This is a genomic window from Pantoea sp. EA-12, from assembly GCF_030053355.1.
GTDB lineage: Bacteria > Pseudomonadota > Gammaproteobacteria > Enterobacterales > Enterobacteriaceae > Pantoea > Pantoea vagans_C.
This window is the reverse complement of the sequence record NZ_JASGBY010000001.1, coordinates 221,732-240,247: the sequence shown is the minus strand read 5'-3', so window position 1 is coordinate 240,247 and position 18,516 is coordinate 221,732. Positions and strand designations below refer to the sequence as shown.

Sequence of the window (18,516 nt, the reverse complement as noted above, 5' to 3'; positions counted from 1 at the left end):
ACTCCTTTATTGAGGGGTGTGGGTGAGGTCAGTGAGGATCAGATTGCCGAGCGCATCGACGTGAGCGCGGAAATCCGGCAACACGGCGACAGTGGTGTCAGATTGGGTAATTACCGCCGGGCCGCTGAAGTGCTGCCCTCCAGCTAACTGCTCGCGTTGATACAGTGGAACGGTGAGGTACTCGCCTGACATCCACACATCGATATGCTCGGCAGGCACCGGAGCAGCATCGGAGCGGGGTAACGGCTCCAACTGAGGTTTCGGCGTGGGCATACTGACCACCAGACGCAGTGACACCACCTGAATTTGCGCATCACGATCGCAGTAGGCATAAAGGTGTTGGTGTTGAGCATGGAAGGCTTCTCGCAGTGGCACCAAGTTACCTTGCGCCAAATCATCGCGCTGCAATGGGGTTTCAATCTCGAAGGACTGGCCCTTGTAACGCATCTCAGCCGAGAGGGTAAATTGTCCTTTGCTGGCATCACTCACTTCATGGCTCAACCACTCTCGCGCCTGCTGCTCAAGTTGCTGATATTCTGCTTCCAGTCGCGGTAAGCTCTCAGCGGTTAAATCGCTGTAGATGATGCGTACAAAATCGTTCTTAACATCAGCAACTAACCCTCCCAGCGCACTTAATACGCCTGGCGTTAGTGGCACCAGCACTTCGCGCATATGCATCGCTCGCGCCAGATAGCAGGCCATCATCGGACCGGCACCGCCAAACGGCATCAGAGCAAAAGCGCGCGGATCGATGCCAAAGCGGGAAACCAGTCTGCTGATACCGGCGTACATGCCTGAAACGGAGACATGAATAATGGATTCAGCGGTCGTTTCAATGGATTGACCGAGACGGTCGGCGAGGGAGGCAATGGCGTTTTTCGCCGCTGCAACATCGACATTGACGGCGTTGTAGCCTAACTTTGCCTGGCCGAGAATGCCCAGGGTGACAAACGCATCGGTGATGGTGGGTTGCGTGCCACCGCGCCCATAACACACTGGACCCGGCGTTGAACCTGCACTTTCGGGGCCGACCTTCAGCACACCTAACTCATCGACGCGTGCCACCGATCCGCCACCATCGCCAATCGACGTCACGGATACCGAAGGGATATGGATTTGGTAATCACCAATATACTCACCGGTATCGTACTGCGCCTCACCGTTCACGATCAGTGCCACATCGGCCGTGGTACCGCCAATATCCAGGCTCATTACGTTTTCGCGTCCGCACTGGCGCGCCACCCATGCCGCACCCATCACGCCAGATGCCGTACCTGACAGGATCATCTGCACGCACTCGGCTTTGCCGCTTTCGGCGCTCATCACGCCGCCGTTAGATTTGGTGACTTTAAGGTCAGCAGTCACGCCCGCCTGTTTGAGCGCCTGTTGTAAGGCGCCGAGATAATGTGAAACGCGAGGCTGCACGTACGCACCAATCACCGCCGTTTGGGTACGTTCGAACTCGCGAATGGTGGGCCAGACATCGCTGGAACAGCAGACAAAAAAGCCAGGCAGGGCGCCCTCAATCAGTGCCTGAACCTGCTTTTCATGCTCGGGGTTGCGGTAGGCATGCAGCAGGGCGATCACCACTCCTTCGCAACCCGCGGCACGTAAGCCTTCAACAGCGGCCAGCACGCTCTGGGTATCAATTGGGGTGAGGACTTTGCCGGCGGCATCTAAACGACCATCAATGCCAAACACATGTTCGCGCGCCACCAGTGGCTCAGGACGCAGGGAATGCAGGCTGTACATATCCGGGGTTTTCAGTCGGCCGAGTGCCAGCACATCCTCGAAATAGCGATTGGTGATCAGCCCCAATTTTGCGCCTTTTTTCTGTACTACAGCGTTCACGCCTACCGTGGTGCCGTGGGTGAAATAGTGGATATCTGCCGGGTTGATGGCGTAGCGCTTGACCAACTCCTGAATACCCTGCAGCACTTCCTGCCCTGGATCATCGGGGCGTGAAAACACTTTTAGGCTGTGTAACTGACCTGATTCTTCATTAAATACGGCGAAGTCGGTAAAAGAACCGCCGATATCGACACCAATGCGTAATCCCATACTTCCCCCTTAATTGGTTTGCGAATGTGCGGATTTATCCAGGCGATCGCGCACCTGGTAGTAGCTGCCAAGCAGCGGCATAAACCAGGTGTTGCCGGTATACAGCGGATGGCCCGGTAATGGCGTCACCCCGTAAGGACTGGTATTAAGCGGTGTGCTTTCCAGCAAATGGCGGGCTAAGCGATGGCCGAGCCAGCTCATCATGGTGACCCCGCTGCCATTGCAGCCCACGGCGTAGTAGCAGCCTTGCGGCGTCTGCCCTATATGTGGCAGATAATCCAGCGTGACCGCGACTTTGCCGCCCCAGCTGTGACTGATTTTGATATCGCGTAACTGCGGAAAACGTTGGGTCAAATGTTGGTGCAGTACGCGTGCTGACTGCTGGCGATTGAGCGAGTAGAAACGCGCGCGACCACCGAACAGCAAGCGAGTGCCATCGGGCGAGTAACGGAAGTAGTGCGTCACGCGTTGGGTTTCTGCCACGCCGCGCTGGTTGGGAATTAAGGATTGACGCAGCTCAGCGGAGAGCGGTTCAGTGGCAATCTGGTGGCTGGTGACCGGCACCACCCGCGCATGCAGATGCGCCATCTCCGGGCCGGTATAACCATTGGTGGCGATGATCACCTGTCGCGCATTGATGCTGCCACGTCGTGACGTGACGTTAAAATGCCCACCTTGCTTATCGATCTGGCTCACGGCCGAACCGCTGCAAATCACTACCCCGGCTTTTTGCACCGCTTGCAGCAAACCCGCAAAGTAGAGTGCAGGATTGAGCAAGCCAGCACGTTTAATCAGTACCCCACCGTGGTAAGCCGGGCTGTCCAGTTCATCCCGCAGCTCTTCACGTGTCAGGACGCGCGCCTCAACCTGGCTAATGCCGTTGAGCAAGGGTAAACGCTTTTTCCAGCCCTCCAGATGCGCGGGGATCCATGCGGCGGCCAGGCGACCGGTTTGGCGGTAATCGCAGGCGATATTGTGCTGAGAGATCAGGGCTTCAAGGTAGCGATAACCCTCAGCGGCGTCGCGCAATAAAGCCTGTTTTAACTGCTCGCCGCCTTGCCGCAGGCCCTTTTTCGACGACATGGTTTTGCCCACGTTAATGCCGCCGGTAACCTGACCCCCGCTCAGGGTGCTGGCACCGCTGCCCGGTACGTCGGCCTCCAGAATCACCACCTGTTTACCGTGCTGCGCTAACGTTAATGCGCAGCACAACCCGGCATAACCGGCACCAATGATCACGAACTCCGCCTCTGCTGGGACGTCGTCAGGAGACGCATCTTGCGGCTGCCACTGCTCCCACCAATAGGGTGACGCCTTAAAATCTTCAGTAAATATCGACGGATGACCTGCCATCACTTCGCCTCGCAAACACTAACCCACGAAATCAGCGGCTGAAAAATTAGCCGTTCCACAATAAGGAATGCCATTCCATAAAAATAACCTGGCATGATTTCATTGCCCCTGCAAGAACAAAATTTAAGCGTTTGGATGGCGTGTTGAGCGACCCTGGCGTAAAACGCTGAGCGACGAATGGCAGGCTGTGCCATATTACGGCACAGCAAACGGAAACGTTGAAGTCCATAAAATCGAGGATGGAGTGATGCAAAGCCTGATTAAAAGCCTGAAAGTGCTGGAGAAGGTCGCCGAAAAGCAGCCGGTCAGCGTGGGCGAATTGGCAAAGATGATGTCGATGCCGAAAACCACGGTTCAGCGCATCCTGTGGACCTTTCATGAGGCGGGCTGGTTACGGCTGATTGAGGGCGATATGCCACGCTGGAGCGTCAGCCCGCGCGTAATGAGCGTACGCCCCATCGAGTTGGCGGGCGGCGGACTGGCGGCAGCGGTTCAGGATCCGATGGCGGAATTACGCAATGCGACGCAAGAGACGGTGTATGTCTCAGTGTACGACGGCAACGGTGCCGTGGTGGTAATTGATCGACTGGAGAGCCCGCATCCGGTGCGAGCTGTCAGCCCCATTGGTGATATAGCACCGATCCACTCAACCGCAAACGGCATGGCAATTTTGGCTTTTTTACCGCAAAGCCAGGTTGATACTCTGCTCAACGGCGAGCTGAGCGCGTTCAATCCCGCCACCATCACCGATGCTGCTCAACTTCGCGCTGAGTTGGCACAGGTGCGCGATCGCGGCTACTCCATCAACCGTGGCTATTATCGCTCGGGTATTTTCGCCATTGGTGCGCCGATTTTCGATGCTGCGCACCAGCCGGTAGCCAGTATTTGTATCTCCATGCCGGACTCGCGCTACCACGAAGAGAAGATCAGGGAGTGGGGCGAACTGACCATAAAAGCGGCGCAAGCAATTGGCTTCCAGAGAAATGCCAGAGGCTAATCACATGACAAACAAGCAACGCTGAGGCGTTGCTTGTTTCTAATAACATATTGTTTTATATGATTATTATCAATCTATCTTCATCCCGGCTTTGCCTTTTCTCACGTAACGTGACCCATAGCGAAATCCTCTCACCTGCATATTGACGTCTATTTTTCACTCAACTAACGTATTTAACGGAATGCCATGCCGTAATGTGGAATGAGTGATTTCATTCCGACTCACGTTCAACTGACCGTGCTGTAACGCGGTGAAGATGGGGTTAATCATGACAACTTCTGCCACGCTTCCTAAGGTGACACCTGAAATGCAGCGGAAAACGCTGATTGGGGCTGTAGCTGGCAATCTGGTCGAGTTTCTCGACTTTGCCCTGTATGGCCTGATGGCCAGCGTGATTTCGCGGATATTTTTCCCGCAGGATGCACCGCTCACCGCATTACTCTCGGTGCTGTTGCTTTACGCATCCAGTTTTCTGGTGCGACCCATTGGCGGCATTGTATTAGGTCTGGCAGGAGATCGCTGGGGCAGACGTTCGGTGTTGATGATCACCATCACCGGGATGAGCGTGGTTACCGGGTTAACCGCGCTGTTGCCAACCTATGCGCAAGCGGGTACTACCGCCACGGTGCTGTTGGTGATTTGCCGCTTGATTCAGGGCTTTTTCGCGGGTGGCGAGTATGCCACGGCCACCGACTACATTGTGGAAAACAGTCACGATAAACGGCGTGCGTTTCGCGCCTCGTTTTCGCCGATTGGTGCCTACATCGGCACGGTCATTGCAATTGGCCTCTACACGTTACTCTCTTCCTTGATCACGTCAGCGCAAATGGAAATCTGGGGATGGCGCGTGTTGTTTGCCATCGGTTTTCCGCTGGGTTTAGTCGGATTACTCATCCGTCGTAAACTCGATGAAAGCCCGGAGTTTCGTGCCGTTGAACGCGCGCGCATTGAGCAACGGCTGAATCCGCCGACTGTCACACAGGTGATCCGCTCGCAGTGGAAGAACATGCTGGTGTTTATGTCGATCCTGATGAGCCATACGCTGCCGAACTATTTGATTCTCGGCTTCTTCGCCACTTATCTCACCACTTTTGTCGGTTTAGCTAAAACGGATGCGGCAATGGCGGTGCTGGTGTCGCAGTTTGTTTTAATCTTCAGCACCTTGCTGCACGGTTATCTCAGCGATGTGATTGGACGAAAACGCTGGTTAATGCTGGGTTGTGTGCTGATCATTCCGGCGATGTTCTTTGCGTTTACCTACGCCGAGCACGGCACGCTGAGCAGCGCGATTATTGCGGCGGTGGTGCCGGTGATGATTTTCCCGATGGTCACCAGCGGGATGACCATCAGTCTGGTGGATATGTTCCCGGCCGAAATGCGTGCCTCGGCGGGTGCCATGGCTTACAACACCGGCACGGCGTTATTTGGGGGGACGGCACCGCTGATTGGGGCCGCTTTAATTGGCTGGTCTGGCAGTGCGTTTACCTTGGTGTATTACGTGGCTGCGGTGGCAGTAGTATCACTTATTTCAATCGGATTATTCTTCCGTTACCCCCATCGGCAAATGTCTGTTGGTGTACATGAATATGTATCCGTAATGACCGCCAAAAAGTAATAAAAAAAAGATTGGCAGCTGTTCAGGCTGCCAATCACTTCCGGTTAACGGTTGCGGCCTCGAAATATTGTGGTATGGTAAGTTCACGATTAATTCACCGGAGTGTATGTCGCAGGCCTGAAAACAGAAGCAAGGTCTGTCACCCAATATCATAATGATGAATGCTGACTTGTCGTTTTTCACCACTTACAACACCCGTCTTCGTTACGCACGCCATTATCTCCAGCAGTAGCCTTCAACTCTAAGTTATTCCCTCTTTTATCTCTTTATTGCAGAGATATTCTGACGCCATTTATTGGCATGAAAAAATAATAAGGTTTCCATTATGACCAGGAAAAGTCTGCTTGCTGTTTCTCTCGCTGCGTTAATCAGTTCCTCTGCGGTATATGCTGCCGAATTACCGGGCAAAGGCGTCACTGTCTCGCCGGTGCAGAGCACCTTGCCGGAAGAGTCGTTTCAAACTGAATTGATTAACAGAGCGTTAGAAAAGTTAGGTTATGAAGTTAAGCCAACGGAAGAGGTCGATTACAACGTGGCCTATACGGCGATTGCCTCCGGAGATGCCACCTACATGGCGGTGAACTGGGAACCGCTGCAAAAAGATATGTATAACGCAGCCGGTGGCGACGCGAAATTTTATCGTCAGGGGACCTATATCAGCGGTGCGGCGCAGGGTTATCTGATTGATAAAAAAACCGCCGATAAATACCACATCACGGATATTTCGCAGCTGAAAGATCCGAAACTGGCGAAGCTGTTTGACGCGAATGGCGATGGCAAGGCCGATCTGGCCGGTTGTAATCCTGGCTGGGTATGTGGACAGGTCATTAGCGCGCAAATCGCCGCTTATGGCCTGAGTAATACCGTGCAGCAGAATCAGGGGAATTATTCTGCCATTATTGCTGATACCCTGACGCGATATAAAACCGGTAAGCCGGTGCTCTATTTCACCTGGACGCCTTACTGGGTCAGCGATGAATTAAAACCGGGCAAAGATGTGGTGTGGCTTACGGTTCCCTTCTCTGCCACGCCGGGTTCACAGAAAAATGAAAATACGGCGCTGCCGAATGGTAAGAATTATGGCTTTAAGCCTAACAACGAACATGTTGTTGCCAATAAAGCCTGGGCGGAAAAGAATCCGGCTGCCGCCAAATTGTTCGCCATCGTCAAACTTCCACTGGCTGACGTGAACGCGCAGAATCAACGTATGCACGCGGGAGAATCTTCGAGCGACGATATACAGCGCCATGTCGATGGCTGGATCCATGCCCATCAAGCTACTTTCGATGGTTGGGTGAAAGAAGCGGCGGCAGCAGCCAAATAACGCTGATATGACTCACGCCCTGTGAGAGTGCAGGGCGTGACGTGCTTTTAACGCACCTCATTCACGTACATAAAGTGCTCAGTACTGAAGCGGTGGTGCGCCAGTATCACCGGTATTGCGCTCTGGTCAAACGACACCTCATCAATCACCATCACGGCTTGCGGCAACGTCAGTTCCAGCAAGGCGGCATCCTCCTCATCAGCAAGCTGTGCGGTGATCTGTTCGCGCACTGCGGCGACGCGCAAATCGTAATGTTCAAACAGATAGCGATACAACAGCGGTGGCAGCTGAGCGGCAGAAGGAAAATCGGGCAGACGAGCGGCTGGCAACACCAGACGTTCATGCATGGCCGCCATTCCTTTTACCCGACGCTGTCGTTTCAGGCGAATCACGTCATCGCCCTCCGCAATCTGTAGTTTCTCCGCTTCAACCAGCGTGGCTTGCCCGATCTGGTAATCCAGCAATGTGGTTTCAGATTGCAGCAGCCCACCTGCCTTATCGTGCAGGCGGAAATACTGGAAGAAGTGGCTGAGATTGTGCAATGGCGCCCAGCCGGTGACCACCGTGCCAGTTTTCCGCCGCCGCATCAACATCCCTTCCGTGGTCAACGCGGCCAGCGCTTTGCGCACCGTGCCCACCGACACGCCAAACTTCGCTGCCAGGCTATTCTCGCTCGGCAAAATGGTGCCAGCGGGTAACTCACCTTGCAGGATGGATTCACTGATATGCCGCTTCACCACTTCATACAGCGGTGCGCCTTCGCCTTCACTGAGCCGAGTGAATTGCGGTGTGTCGCCTGCGTCATAGTTTTTTTGCATGTTTCTGATTACCGATTGACCTGCGTCGTTAAATTGCATTATCTATAAACTATATAGAAATACAACAGACGATAATCCTATGTTGCGAAACTCTCGCCTTAACAGTGCGTTAGAAAAAATAGCGGATGATACCGATCAAATCACTGACGATATGCAGCGCATGTTAGCGGTGGATACCTGCTTCCCACCGGGCAACGGATACGGGCAATTTGCTGACCTGATAACGCAGTTGCTAACGCAGATGAATTTCAGTTGCCAGCGTGTTTCCGTGCCCGAACATCTGTGGCAGGCACCGGATGGCAGCGCGCAGGGCGAACGAGTGAACGTCCTTGCGACACTCAACAGCGGGGCGGCAGAAAACTGCAATCTCTACTTCCACACCGATACCGTGCCTGCCGGTGATGGTTGGCGCTTTCCGCCACTGGCGCTCACCGTGGCGGAAGGCAAACTGTATGGTCGCGGTGCAGCTGATATGAAAGGCACCATCGTGGCGGCGATGGCCGCGGTTCGCGCAGCCCAAGCCTGCAATCTGCCGTTGCGCTTTAATCCGGTTTTCCTGCTGTGCACCGATGAAGAGGGCGGCCTTTATCCCGGTATTCGTTACCTGGCGGAACAGCAGCTGTTCTCCGGGCACTTGCTGAGCTTTAACGGCGGTGCGGTGCCGCGCATTTGGGCGGGCTGTTTTGGCAGCATCGATCTTAAAGTGGTGATCACCGGGCGCTCAGCGCACTCCGGCGATCCGCTGCTGGGTGTCAATGCCATCGAAGCGGCACTCCCCTTGATGAACGCTCTGTATCAACTCAAAGGTGAAGTGGAACAGCGCACCTCAGCGATGCCATCGCCGCCGCATTATCAGGGGCAACCACTCACATCACTGCTGACCCTGGCCGCTGCCCACGGTGGCAGCAAAGGCTCCACCATCCCGGAACGGTTTGAGCTGTTGATCAATCGCCGTTATGCGCCGGAAGAAGCATTTGACGATGTCTGGCAGGAACTCACGCAGTGCATCGATCAGGCGATGGATGGCAGCCGCGCACTGGATGTCAGCTTGCAGTTGATTGGTCATCTCGCCCCGGTCGCCGATCCTTACGGCCCACACTGGCCGCGCTGGCAGGCCGCACTCTCTCAAGGTTTCGGCTTCCCCCGTGAGGCGTTCAAACCCTGGGGATCGTCCACCAGTTCTGACATGGGCTGGGTACAACAGGCCGGTATTCAGGAGATTTTACTCGGCGGCTTAGCCCGCCCCGATAACCGCATTCATGCCGCCGATGAGTTCACAACGATGGCAGATGTGATCGCACTTTCGCAGTCCATTTTGGCGTATCTCGCCGATGATTTTCAGCCAACCCAGGGTATTTAACTCACTAACGAGGAAGAGAAGATGTGCGCAATGAAAGGGTTAAACCGCAGACAGTTTATCACCAGCTCAACCGCTCTGACTGGTGCAGCCATGCTGCCTTGGTCATTCTCGGCCCATGCCGCGCAGGTCGCCAGTGCCACGCCAGGCGGCACACCGCGTAAAGGCGGTGTATTACGCATTAGTGTCGATCAGGCCGTCAGCGTGCTGAATCCGCATCAGGTGCGCGTCAACCCGGAGTATCTGGTGGCGGAGTTGCTGTACAGCGGCTTAACTCGCCTGACACAAGAGATGAAGGCCGAAGCCGATTTGGCGCAATCGTGGCAGGCAAGTGCCGATCTCAAACAGTGGACCTTTACCCTGCGGCCCAACCTCAAATTCAGTGACGGCAGCGCGTTGACCTCTGCGGATGTGGTGGCCAGCCTGCAAGCTCTGCTGGATCCGAAAAATGCGTCCCCGGCGTTGCACAACATCGGCCCGATTAAAGCGGTGAGTGCCAAAGATGACAACACCGTATTGATTGAAACCGACGCTCCCTACGCGGATTTGCCGGTGATGCTGGCCTATCCCGATGCCAAAATCATTCCTGCCAGCATTGCTCAAGGGCAGTTCGATAAGTTGAGCAAAGCCTCGCTGGGCGCGGGTCCGTTCCAACTGGTTTCTTACGATCCTGAACGCAAGATTGTGGTGAAGCGTAATCCGCATTACTACGATCCGGTACGCCCGTATCTTGATGGCGTAGAAGTGGTGGTGTATCCCGATGGTATCGCTGAGAGTTCAGCACTGATCTCGGGCGATACCGATTTGATGTTGAGCGCGCAATCAAGTGAGTTCGCGCGTCTTTCCAAGTCATCTGGTGTTCTGCCACTGCGCGTTGCTTCTGGGCAGTTCCTCAACGTGAACATGGGTTGCGATCAAAAACCCTTTAACGATGTGCGCGTGCGCCAGGCGCTGGCACTCTGTGTTGATCGCCAGGCGTCGGTGGATTTTGTTGCCGATGGCCTCGGCTCACCGGGTAATGACACGCCGATCAACGCCGCTTATCCGTTCTATGCCAACCTGGCAAAGAAAGCGGTGGATTACAGCAAAGCCAAAGCGCTGCTGGCCGAAGCAGGCTATCCCAATGGCCTCGACCTCACGCTGATTGCATCGGACAAACCGGCGACCCGTACGCAATTGGGTATCGCGCTGCGTGAAATGGCCAAGCAGGGCGGTTTCCGCATTGAGGTGCAAACCATGGCGCACAGCACCTATCTCGATCAAGTGTGGAAAAAGGGCAACTTCTACGTTGGCTTCTACAACATGCAGCCGACGCCAGATGCAGTGTTCTCCCTGCTCTACACCTCCACCGCATCGTGGAATGAAACGCGCTGGAACAATGCCGACTTTGATAGCGCCGTGAACGCCGCACGTGAAACCCATGACGATGCGCAGCGCACCACACTGTATGGCAAGGCGCAGCAGTTGATGCATGACGAAGTGCCATCGCTGATCCCCACCTTCTTCGATCTACTGGCCGCCAGCCGTGACCACGTCGCGGGCTATCACCTGCATCCACGCGGTGCGGTGTTCCGTCTTGACCACACCTGGCTGACCGACAAAGCGCCAAAACGCGCTGTTTAAGGAGAGACCGTGACCGCGAGCTATCTGCTTAAACGTCTGTTGTTGATGATCTACACCTTGCTGGTGGTGTCATTGCTGGTGTTTGGCATCACGCAGCTGTTGCCAGCGGATGCCGCTGTCACCTTGCTCGGCCAGAACGCCACGCCGGAGGCACTCGCCGCCGTGCGTGAACGTTTAGGGCTGGATGCACCCGCCTGGCTGCAGTATTGGCACTGGCTGACGCAGGCACTGCAGGGTAATTTTGGTGTCTCGATGCGTAATGGCCTGGCTGTCGGGCCAACGTTGATGACAGCGCTTTCGCGTTCGCTTTTGCTGGCGGCCTGTGCGCTGGTATTGATGCTGGTGATTGCCATCCCGCTGGGGATCTGGGCGGCGGTGCGTCGTGGCAAGACCGCCGATGTGTTAGTTAGCGTGATCTCCTACATCGGTATCTCATTCCCTGAATTTGTCACCGCTACGTTGGTGCTGCTGCTGTTTGCCGATGTCTGGCAGATTTTGCCTGCTACCGGCTATGTGCCGCTGAGTGAAAACTTCGTCAGCGGCGTCCAGCACCTGATCCTGCCTTCGCTCACCGTCGCGTTGATTCTGGTGGCACACGTCTCCCGCATGGTGCGTTCAGAAATGGTGGATGTGCTGCATACCGATTACATCCGCGCCGCCTGGCTGAAAGGGTTATCGCGTAGGCGCATTCTCTGGCGTCATGCGTTGCGTAACGGCCTGCTACCCACTATCACCATCGTGGCTCTCGATGTGGGCTATCTGCTCGGTGGGATTGTGGTGGTGGAAGAGATATTCGCCATTCCAGGGATTGGCCGGGAGCTGATCGTGGCAGTACAGGCGCGCGATCTTCCCACTATCCAGGCGGGCGTGATGATTCTGGCCGCGACCTATTCGGTGGTGAACTTCCTGGCAGATTTGGCCTACGTGACTTTGGATAAGCGAATTTCCTATGCCTGAGATTGTAAAACGGTTACTGCGATCGCCACAGGGTGCGATGGGCGTGCTGATTATCCTGCTGGCACTGCTGATGGTGGTGGGTGGGGCGCATATCGCTCCCTTTGATCCGGAGTCGATTTCGATTCTGACGCGCTATAAACCGCCCAGCACAGAACACTGGTTTGGCACCGACCAGATGGGGCGCGATATCTTCAGCCGGGTGATGGTGGGCGCACGCTCCACTATTTTGCTGTCACTGCTGGCGACCGCATTAGCCATGGTGATTGGCTCGGTGCTGGGCACGGCGAGCGCCTACCTTGGCGGCAAGATCGATGAATTTATGATGCGCACCATGGATGCGGTGATGGCGATCCCCAGCCTGCTGTTCGCGTTATTGATTGTCAGTACCCTGGGACAGAGCAGCATGAATGCGGTGTTGGCGATCACCATTGCCTTTGTGCCGGGCATGGTGCGTATCTCACGCAGTGTGGCATTGGCGGCGCGTCAGCAGGATTACATCAATGCGGCGATTGCGCGTGGCGAAGCCGGACACTACATCATTCTGCGCGAGATGCTGCCAAATATTCTGGCGCCGATCATTGTTGAAGCCACCATCCGCGTTGCGTTCGCCATCATGCTGTTTGCCACCCTGAGTTTCCTCGGCTTAGGCGCGCAACCTCCCGAGCCGGAGTGGGGCTTAATGGTGTCTGAGGCGAGAACCTACTTCTTCAGCGCCCCGTGGATGATGATGATCCCCGGATTAGCCATTGCGCTGGTGGCGATTGGATTTAATTTGCTGGGTGACGGGCTGCGTGACGTGCTCAACCCAAGGAGCCACGGATGAACGTGAAACCTGCACCGGTGCTGTCGGTGGAAAATTACAGCCTGGATTACGCACTGCAAAGTGGACAGGCGTTGCCGGTACTGCGTGACATCAGCCTGCAGGTGATGCCGGGTGAAGTGCTGGGTTTAGTCGGTGAATCCGGTTCCGGCAAAACCACGCTTGGCTGGGCGATCATGCGCTGGCTGGCGAGCAATGCGCAGGAGAAATGGGGCGATATCCGTCTCAATGGTGAGAGCCTGCTGAGTTTGCCGGCCCCGAAATTGATGGCACTGCGTGGCGCAAAACTGGGGATGATTTTCCAGGACCCCAGTGCCTCGCTCAACCCAACGTTGACACTCGGTGAGCAGGTGACGGAAGTGTTGCGCCGTCATCGCGGCTTAAACGCCCGAGAAGCGCAGGAGTTGGGCGAGTCACTGCTGCAGGATGTCGAACTCAAGCATCCGGCGCGCATGATGCGCCGTTATCCGCATCAGGTGTCGGGCGGCGAGAAGCAGCGTATTTTGATCGCCACCGCTTTCGCCTGTCAGCCGGATTGCATGATTTTTGACGAGCCGACCACGGCGCTGGACGTGATCAGTTCAGCGCAAATTCTCGATCTCTACGAACGTCTGCGCGAAGAGACCGGAGTGGCTTCCCTCTATATTTCTCACGATCTGGCGCTGGTGGCCAAAGTGGCTGACCGGGTCTGCGTGCTGGATAAGGGGCGCATCGTGGAGCAGGCCGATACCCATAGCCTGTTTAGCGCACCGCAAAACAGTTACACCCGCAAATTGATTGCGGCGGTGCCTAATCCTCAGCAGCGACTGGTTGCGGATGCCGCTGGCTCGCAGCCGCTGCTGAAGCTGGACAATCTCACCATCGATTATGGTCAGCAAGGTTTTCTCGATCGCCTGCTCAAGCGCGAGGCCAATACCACGCGTGCGGCCAACTCGGTGGCGCTGACCGTGCATCAGGGCGAAATTTTGGGTGTGGTGGGGGAGTCGGGTTCGGGTAAGTCCTCACTGGGCAAAGCCATTACTGGGTTAGTGCCGTTCAGCGGTGAACTGGATTTTTGCGGCTACGCATTGCAGGGCCGTGCGCAGATGGATAAGGAGTATCGCCGCCGTGTGCAGATGATCTTCCAGCACCCGGATGCCTCACTCAATCCGCGCATGACCATCGGCGAAATCATTGCGCGTCCGCTGCGTTTGTACGGTCTGCCACCTGGCGAAACCGAAGCGCAAGCGGTGGCACGCTTGCTGGAAGAGGTGCGCCTGCCAGCAGAGTTTGCTTCGCGCTATCCGCATGCGCTGTCGGGCGGGCAGAAACAGCGCGTGGCCATCGCGCGCGCCTTTGCTAATCCGCCGGATTTAGTGATTTGCGATGAGATCACCGCCGCGCTCGATGTGTCGGTGCAGGCCACCATTATTGAGCTGTTGCTGGAACTGCGCCGCCGCTACGGTACGGCATACCTGTTTATTACCCACGACCTCAACCTGATCCGCCAAATCGCCCATCGCGTGGCGGTGATGTATCGCGGTGATGTGGTGGAAGTCCTGCCCGGTGAGAACATGACCGCGCTGGCGCAACATCCTTATACCCGTGCGTTGCTTGAAGCGGTGCATGTTCCCGACTTATCCCAATCCGTTGCTTAACGAGAAACGCATGAATCCTGAACAGTTAATTCATCATATTGATCGCGAGTTTTGTCTCTCTTTTCTGGCGAAAATGGTGCAACACAAAAGCTACAGCGCCACTGACGGCGAGCGCGAGTTAGCCAAATATATGGCCGAGCAGATGGCACAGTTGGGTCTGGAAAGCGAATTGCAAAAGGTACCCGGCGATCGCCTTAACGCCATCGGACGACTGGTGGGCAGCGGTGGTGGCAACAGCCTGCTGTTTAACGGACATCTGGATACCAATCCGGTCACCGAAGGCTGGACGGTCGATCCCTGGGCGGGAAAAATTGACGACCAGTTTATCTACGGTATTGGCGTCTCCAACATGAAAGCGGGCGATGCGGCCTATTTCTGTGCGCTGAAAACCCTGATTGATGCCGGTGTGAAGCTGAAAGGGGATGTGATTCTGACCTACGTGGTGGGTGAATTGCAGGGCGGTATTGGCACCCTGGCGGCGATTGAGCAGGGCGTGCGTGCCGACTACTTTATCAATGCGGAACCCACCGATTTGCAGGCGCTCACCATGCATGCCGGTTCGTTGATGTTCACCATTGAGTTGACGGGCGATACGCGCCATCTGTCGAAACGTGAAGAGGCCGTGGATGCCATCAGCGCCGCCGTGGAGCTGATCCCGCAAATCAACGGCATGGTTTTCAGCGGTGCGAAAAGTGACGAGCACCTGAAGGTGAACCGTGGGCACATCGGCACGGTCCATGGCGCCCTGGGGCGTGAACTGGAGGAGTGGCGACCGCCGCAGGTGGCTGATTTCGTGCGTTTGAAAGGCTCGGCACGCTTTGCTCCGGGCCAAACGGTGGAAGGCGTGCTGGCGGATCTGCAAGCGCTGCTGGATACGCTCTGCCAGCGATATCCTGGCTTGAAAGCCGAGTTATATGATGATGGTATCCGCGACAAACCCACCATGTTGCCGTTTGAGGTCTCGCCAGAGTCACCGATTGTTAAGGCGGTCAATCGCGGCTGGAAAACGGTGCGCGGCACCGAACAACCAACGGGTGTAATCACCCCACCGGCTTTCTTTGGCACCGATGCGGCGCATTTTTATCAGCATGCGGGAATGGAAGGCATCGTCTGCGGCCCTGGCGGTAAGTACAACACCATGCCGGATGAGCGCGTTGAGATCACCGAATTCCTCGATATGGTGCGCATCTATTTACTCGCCATCCTGGAAATCTGCCAGCCGGTTGAGAGCAACTGATGATTAGTGCCGCACTGAGTCGCCTGCGCGCTGCCATGCAGCAGGCCAACGCCGAGGTGATGATCGTTGATCATGGCGAACTGTTGGCCTGGCTGACGGGCTATACTGTGTCTGAAACCCTGTATCGCGCCTGCATGGTTCCTTTGCAAGGGGAGCCATGGATGGTGCTGCGCCAGTTGGATGAGGCACCGTGCCGCAGCCAGTCACCACAGCTGGTGGTAGAGAGCTATCGCGATGATGAGGATCCCTGGCGGGCAGTGGCACAGAGCCTGGTGCGGCGTGGTTATCAACAGAGTCGCATCGGGGCGGATTTCCACTCCTATGGTATGACCGTGCACAGCTGGCAGCAGCTGTCACGCCTTCTTCCGCAGGTAGCGTGGTGCGATCTCAACGGCATCAGCGACCGGCTGCGCAGCGTAAAATTCCCGGCAGAATTAGCGACCTTACGTCAGGCAGCGGCAATAGCAGATGCCACGCTGGAGAGCATTGGCAACCAGGCACGTGAGGGCTGGCGCGTGCGCGATGTCGCCGCGCTGGCTGCCGGGCAGTTTCTGCAATTGGGTGCCGATACCGGGGAAACGGGACCGATTGTTATCGCCAGCGGTGACAATGGCTTCCTGCACGCCAGTGGGCACGAACAGCGTTTACAGCGCGGTGATGTGCTGCACGTAGAGCTGATCCCCAAAGTGCAGCACTACAGTGCGCGGCTGATGCGGCCGTTTATTGTCGGTGAGATTTCGCCGCAGCGGGCTGAACTGGCGCGGTTATTGATTGCCATTCAGGATCGCCAACTGGCGGCGATGAAGCCGGGAGTGAGCGCCTGTGAAGTGGATGCGATTGCACGTGAAGCGGTACTGAATAGCGGATTGCGTGCTGACTACCCCAACATCACCGGCTACGCGCTGGGGCTGTATACCCGCACGCCGCGCCCGAGCGATTTTTCCTGTAGCTTCCATGCCAAAGCCGAGTGGCGACTGGAGGAAGATATGGTGTTCCATATGTATATTTCCGCGCAGAGCCTGGCCTTTAGCGAAACGGTGCGTGTCACCCCGCAGGGGGCGGAGCGCCTGACGCACTTACCGCGCGAGCTACTGTCGCTGCCGCAAAACGAATAAACACCATCACTACGCCATCGCGCGGTTACGCCCACCTCGTTTCGCCTGGTAGAGTGCTTTATCGGCATCCAGTTTCAGCCGTTCCGCCTCACCAGGCTGACCTGTGGACGTCAGGGTGCTGAAGCCCGCGCTGACGGTGACCACGCCAGTCGTCAGTTCGGTGCTTTCGTGCGCGATACCCGTTTCCGCAACAAGGCTCACGGCACGTTCAGCGACTTTTTGCGCCTCCAGTGGCGAGGTGCAGGGCAGAATAATGGCGAACTCTTCACCGCCATAACGCGCCACCACATCACCGTGATAATGCACGCTGTCTTTTAATGCCAGCGCGACGTCTTGCAGGCATTCATCCCCCGCCACGTGACCATAGGTATCGTTATAGCGTTTGAAATAGTCGATATCGATCATCACCAGCGATAACGGATCGCCTGTCTTTTCTGAGCGCAGCAGCGCTTGTTCCAGCAGGGCATCAAACTGACGACGGTTAGCCAGGCCGGTGAGGCCATCCACCAACGCCAGCGACTGCAAGGTATGGTTGATGGTGGTCAGTTCGTCACGCACATGGGTCAGTTCAATCTGGTTGCGCACATTGGTGCCGACCTGGCGTAATACAAACAGGCCCATGCCAGCGATGGTAAACAGCAAGACAATATTCAGCAGCACGTTGGTGAGGTTAGCTGTTAACCACTCCATGCGCAGTCGGCTCAGGTCATAGCCTGCCGTGACAATCAAGGGATAGCGTTCCAGACGAGCGTAGCCGAACACACGCTCTACACCATCCAGCGTTGATTTCCACGTTGCGCTGCCGCTGGAGGCCGCTTTTAGCTCCGTTTTAAACAACGGACTGGCGGAGAGGGTGCGGCCAATAAAGCTATCCGGGAAAGGGCGCACGTAGATCGCGGTTGCATCGGCCAGAATCAAGCCTAAGGCATCTTTTTCACCTAAGGTGTAATAGCTGTAATACTGACGGAAATAGTCCACCTTCACCGTTGCCAGAGCCACGCCGGCAAATTTACCCGTACTGTCGTTCAAACGAACCGATACCGGTATCACTAAGTCACCTGTTGAACGGCTGCGGATCACATGGCTGATGTGAATATCCAGGCTGTCATGCGTCTGGTGCCAGATAAAATAATCGCGATCGGCATTACTGGCATTGGTCGGCACAAAGTTACCGGATGACGCCACCCAATGACCCGCCGTGTCGTAAACAAACAGGCCGTGCAATTGCGGCAACTTACTTTGCTGGTCTTTAATCTGGTGTAAAAACTGGGGTGTGGCGGCAAACTCGTTGCCGTTTTGTCGAAGCTGCCGCACCGCATCTGCCAGCGTAATATCCACTTGCAGAAAGGCATCTTCCGCCTGTTTCGCCAGCGACAAGGAGAGGTTGCGCGCGTCTTCTTCTTTTTCCGTGAGATTCTGCTGCCAGGAGTGCCAGAGTGACCAGGCATTAATGGCAATTACCAGCAGGCTGACCAGCAGTAAAAATACCGCCATGCTTCTGCCCAATGAGGTCTTTAACAGGCGTGGCGCACCATCGGAGAGAACTCTTTTACGCATTTATACTCTTATTAAATCGCTGACATCGTGGGCCTAATATAAGAC

Annotated in this window: 14 protein-coding genes; 10 read left to right on the top strand and 4 right to left on the bottom strand. The window is 55.9% G+C overall.

Going from position 1 to position 18,516, the window contains the following annotated elements:
- Nucleotides 1-6 precede the first annotated feature (6 nt).
- Nucleotides 7-2,061 carry a hydantoinase/oxoprolinase family protein gene (locus QMZ30_RS01100; protein ID WP_283226008.1) on the bottom strand — a complete coding sequence of 685 codons (2,055 nt, stop codon included), beginning with the start codon at nt 2,059-2,061 and terminating at the stop codon, nt 7-9.
- A 9-nt stretch (nt 2,062-2,070) separates the two neighbouring features.
- Nucleotides 2,071-3,414, bottom strand: coding sequence for an NAD(P)/FAD-dependent oxidoreductase (locus tag QMZ30_RS01095; protein WP_283226007.1), 1,344 nt, complete (start codon nt 3,412-3,414; stop codon nt 2,071-2,073).
- A 247-nt stretch (nt 3,415-3,661) separates the two neighbouring features.
- On the opposite strand from QMZ30_RS01095, the gene QMZ30_RS01090 reads away from it, so the two are divergent.
- From QMZ30_RS01090 to proX, 3 genes are all read left to right on the top strand, one after another.
- Complete coding sequence (locus tag QMZ30_RS01090) at nt 3,662-4,411, top strand: IclR family transcriptional regulator (protein ID WP_283226006.1); 750 nt, start codon at nt 3,662-3,664, stop codon at nt 4,409-4,411.
- Between the two features lie 268 nt (nt 4,412-4,679).
- Complete coding sequence (locus tag QMZ30_RS01085) at nt 4,680-6,026, top strand: MFS transporter (RefSeq protein WP_283226005.1); 1,347 nt, start codon at nt 4,680-4,682, stop codon at nt 6,024-6,026.
- Between the two features lie 325 nt (nt 6,027-6,351).
- A complete protein-coding gene (gene proX, locus QMZ30_RS01080) occupies nt 6,352-7,350 on the top strand; it encodes a glycine betaine/L-proline ABC transporter substrate-binding protein ProX (RefSeq protein WP_283226004.1) in 999 nt (332 codons plus the stop codon).
- Nucleotides 7,351-7,397: 47 nt separating this feature from the next.
- Here proX and QMZ30_RS01075 read toward each other — a convergent pair whose 3' ends face one another.
- A complete protein-coding gene (locus QMZ30_RS01075) occupies nt 7,398-8,168 on the bottom strand; it encodes a GntR family transcriptional regulator (RefSeq protein ID WP_283226003.1) in 771 nt (256 codons plus the stop codon).
- A gap of 79 nt (nt 8,169-8,247) precedes the next feature.
- Between QMZ30_RS01075 and QMZ30_RS01070 the strand changes: the two genes are divergently transcribed.
- From QMZ30_RS01070 to QMZ30_RS01040, 7 genes are read left to right on the top strand one after another with little or no spacing between them, the layout of a single operon-like run.
- Nucleotides 8,248-9,528 carry a M20 family metallopeptidase gene (locus tag QMZ30_RS01070; RefSeq protein WP_283226002.1) on the top strand — a complete coding sequence of 427 codons (1,281 nt, stop codon included), beginning with the start codon at nt 8,248-8,250 and terminating at the stop codon, nt 9,526-9,528.
- 21 nt (nt 9,529-9,549) lie between these two features.
- Entirely contained in the window at nt 9,550-11,148 is a 1,599-nt protein-coding gene (locus tag QMZ30_RS01065; RefSeq protein WP_283226001.1) for an ABC transporter substrate-binding protein, read from the top strand.
- A gap of 9 nt (nt 11,149-11,157) precedes the next feature.
- Entirely contained in the window at nt 11,158-12,105 is a 948-nt protein-coding gene (locus QMZ30_RS01060) for an ABC transporter permease (RefSeq protein ID WP_283226000.1), read from the top strand.
- Nucleotides 12,098-12,928 carry an ABC transporter permease gene (locus QMZ30_RS01055; protein WP_283225999.1) on the top strand — a complete coding sequence of 277 codons (831 nt, stop codon included), beginning with the start codon at nt 12,098-12,100 and terminating at the stop codon, nt 12,926-12,928. The genes QMZ30_RS01060 and QMZ30_RS01055 overlap by 8 nt, the downstream gene beginning before the upstream one ends.
- A complete protein-coding gene (locus QMZ30_RS01050) occupies nt 12,925-14,562 on the top strand; it encodes a dipeptide ABC transporter ATP-binding protein (protein ID WP_283225998.1) in 1,638 nt (545 codons plus the stop codon). Before QMZ30_RS01055 ends, QMZ30_RS01050 begins: the two co-directional genes overlap by 4 nt.
- Before the next feature lie 10 nt (nt 14,563-14,572).
- The gene (locus tag QMZ30_RS01045) at nt 14,573-15,799 is read left to right on the top strand and encodes a M20 family metallopeptidase (protein ID WP_039326934.1); all 1,227 of its coding nucleotides are present in this window, start codon (nt 14,573-14,575) and stop codon (nt 15,797-15,799) included.
- On the top strand, nt 15,799-16,914 hold the full coding sequence (locus QMZ30_RS01040; protein WP_283225997.1) for a M24 family metallopeptidase: 1,116 nt from the start codon (nt 15,799-15,801) through the stop codon (nt 16,912-16,914). Before QMZ30_RS01045 ends, QMZ30_RS01040 begins: the two co-directional genes overlap by 1 nt.
- A 9-nt stretch (nt 16,915-16,923) precedes the next feature.
- Here QMZ30_RS01040 and QMZ30_RS01035 read toward each other — a convergent pair whose 3' ends face one another.
- Nucleotides 16,924-18,471 (bottom strand): sensor domain-containing diguanylate cyclase, encoded by a 1,548-nt coding sequence (locus QMZ30_RS01035; protein WP_283225996.1) that lies wholly within the window; start codon nt 18,469-18,471, stop codon nt 16,924-16,926.
- Nucleotides 18,472-18,516 lie beyond the last annotated feature (45 nt).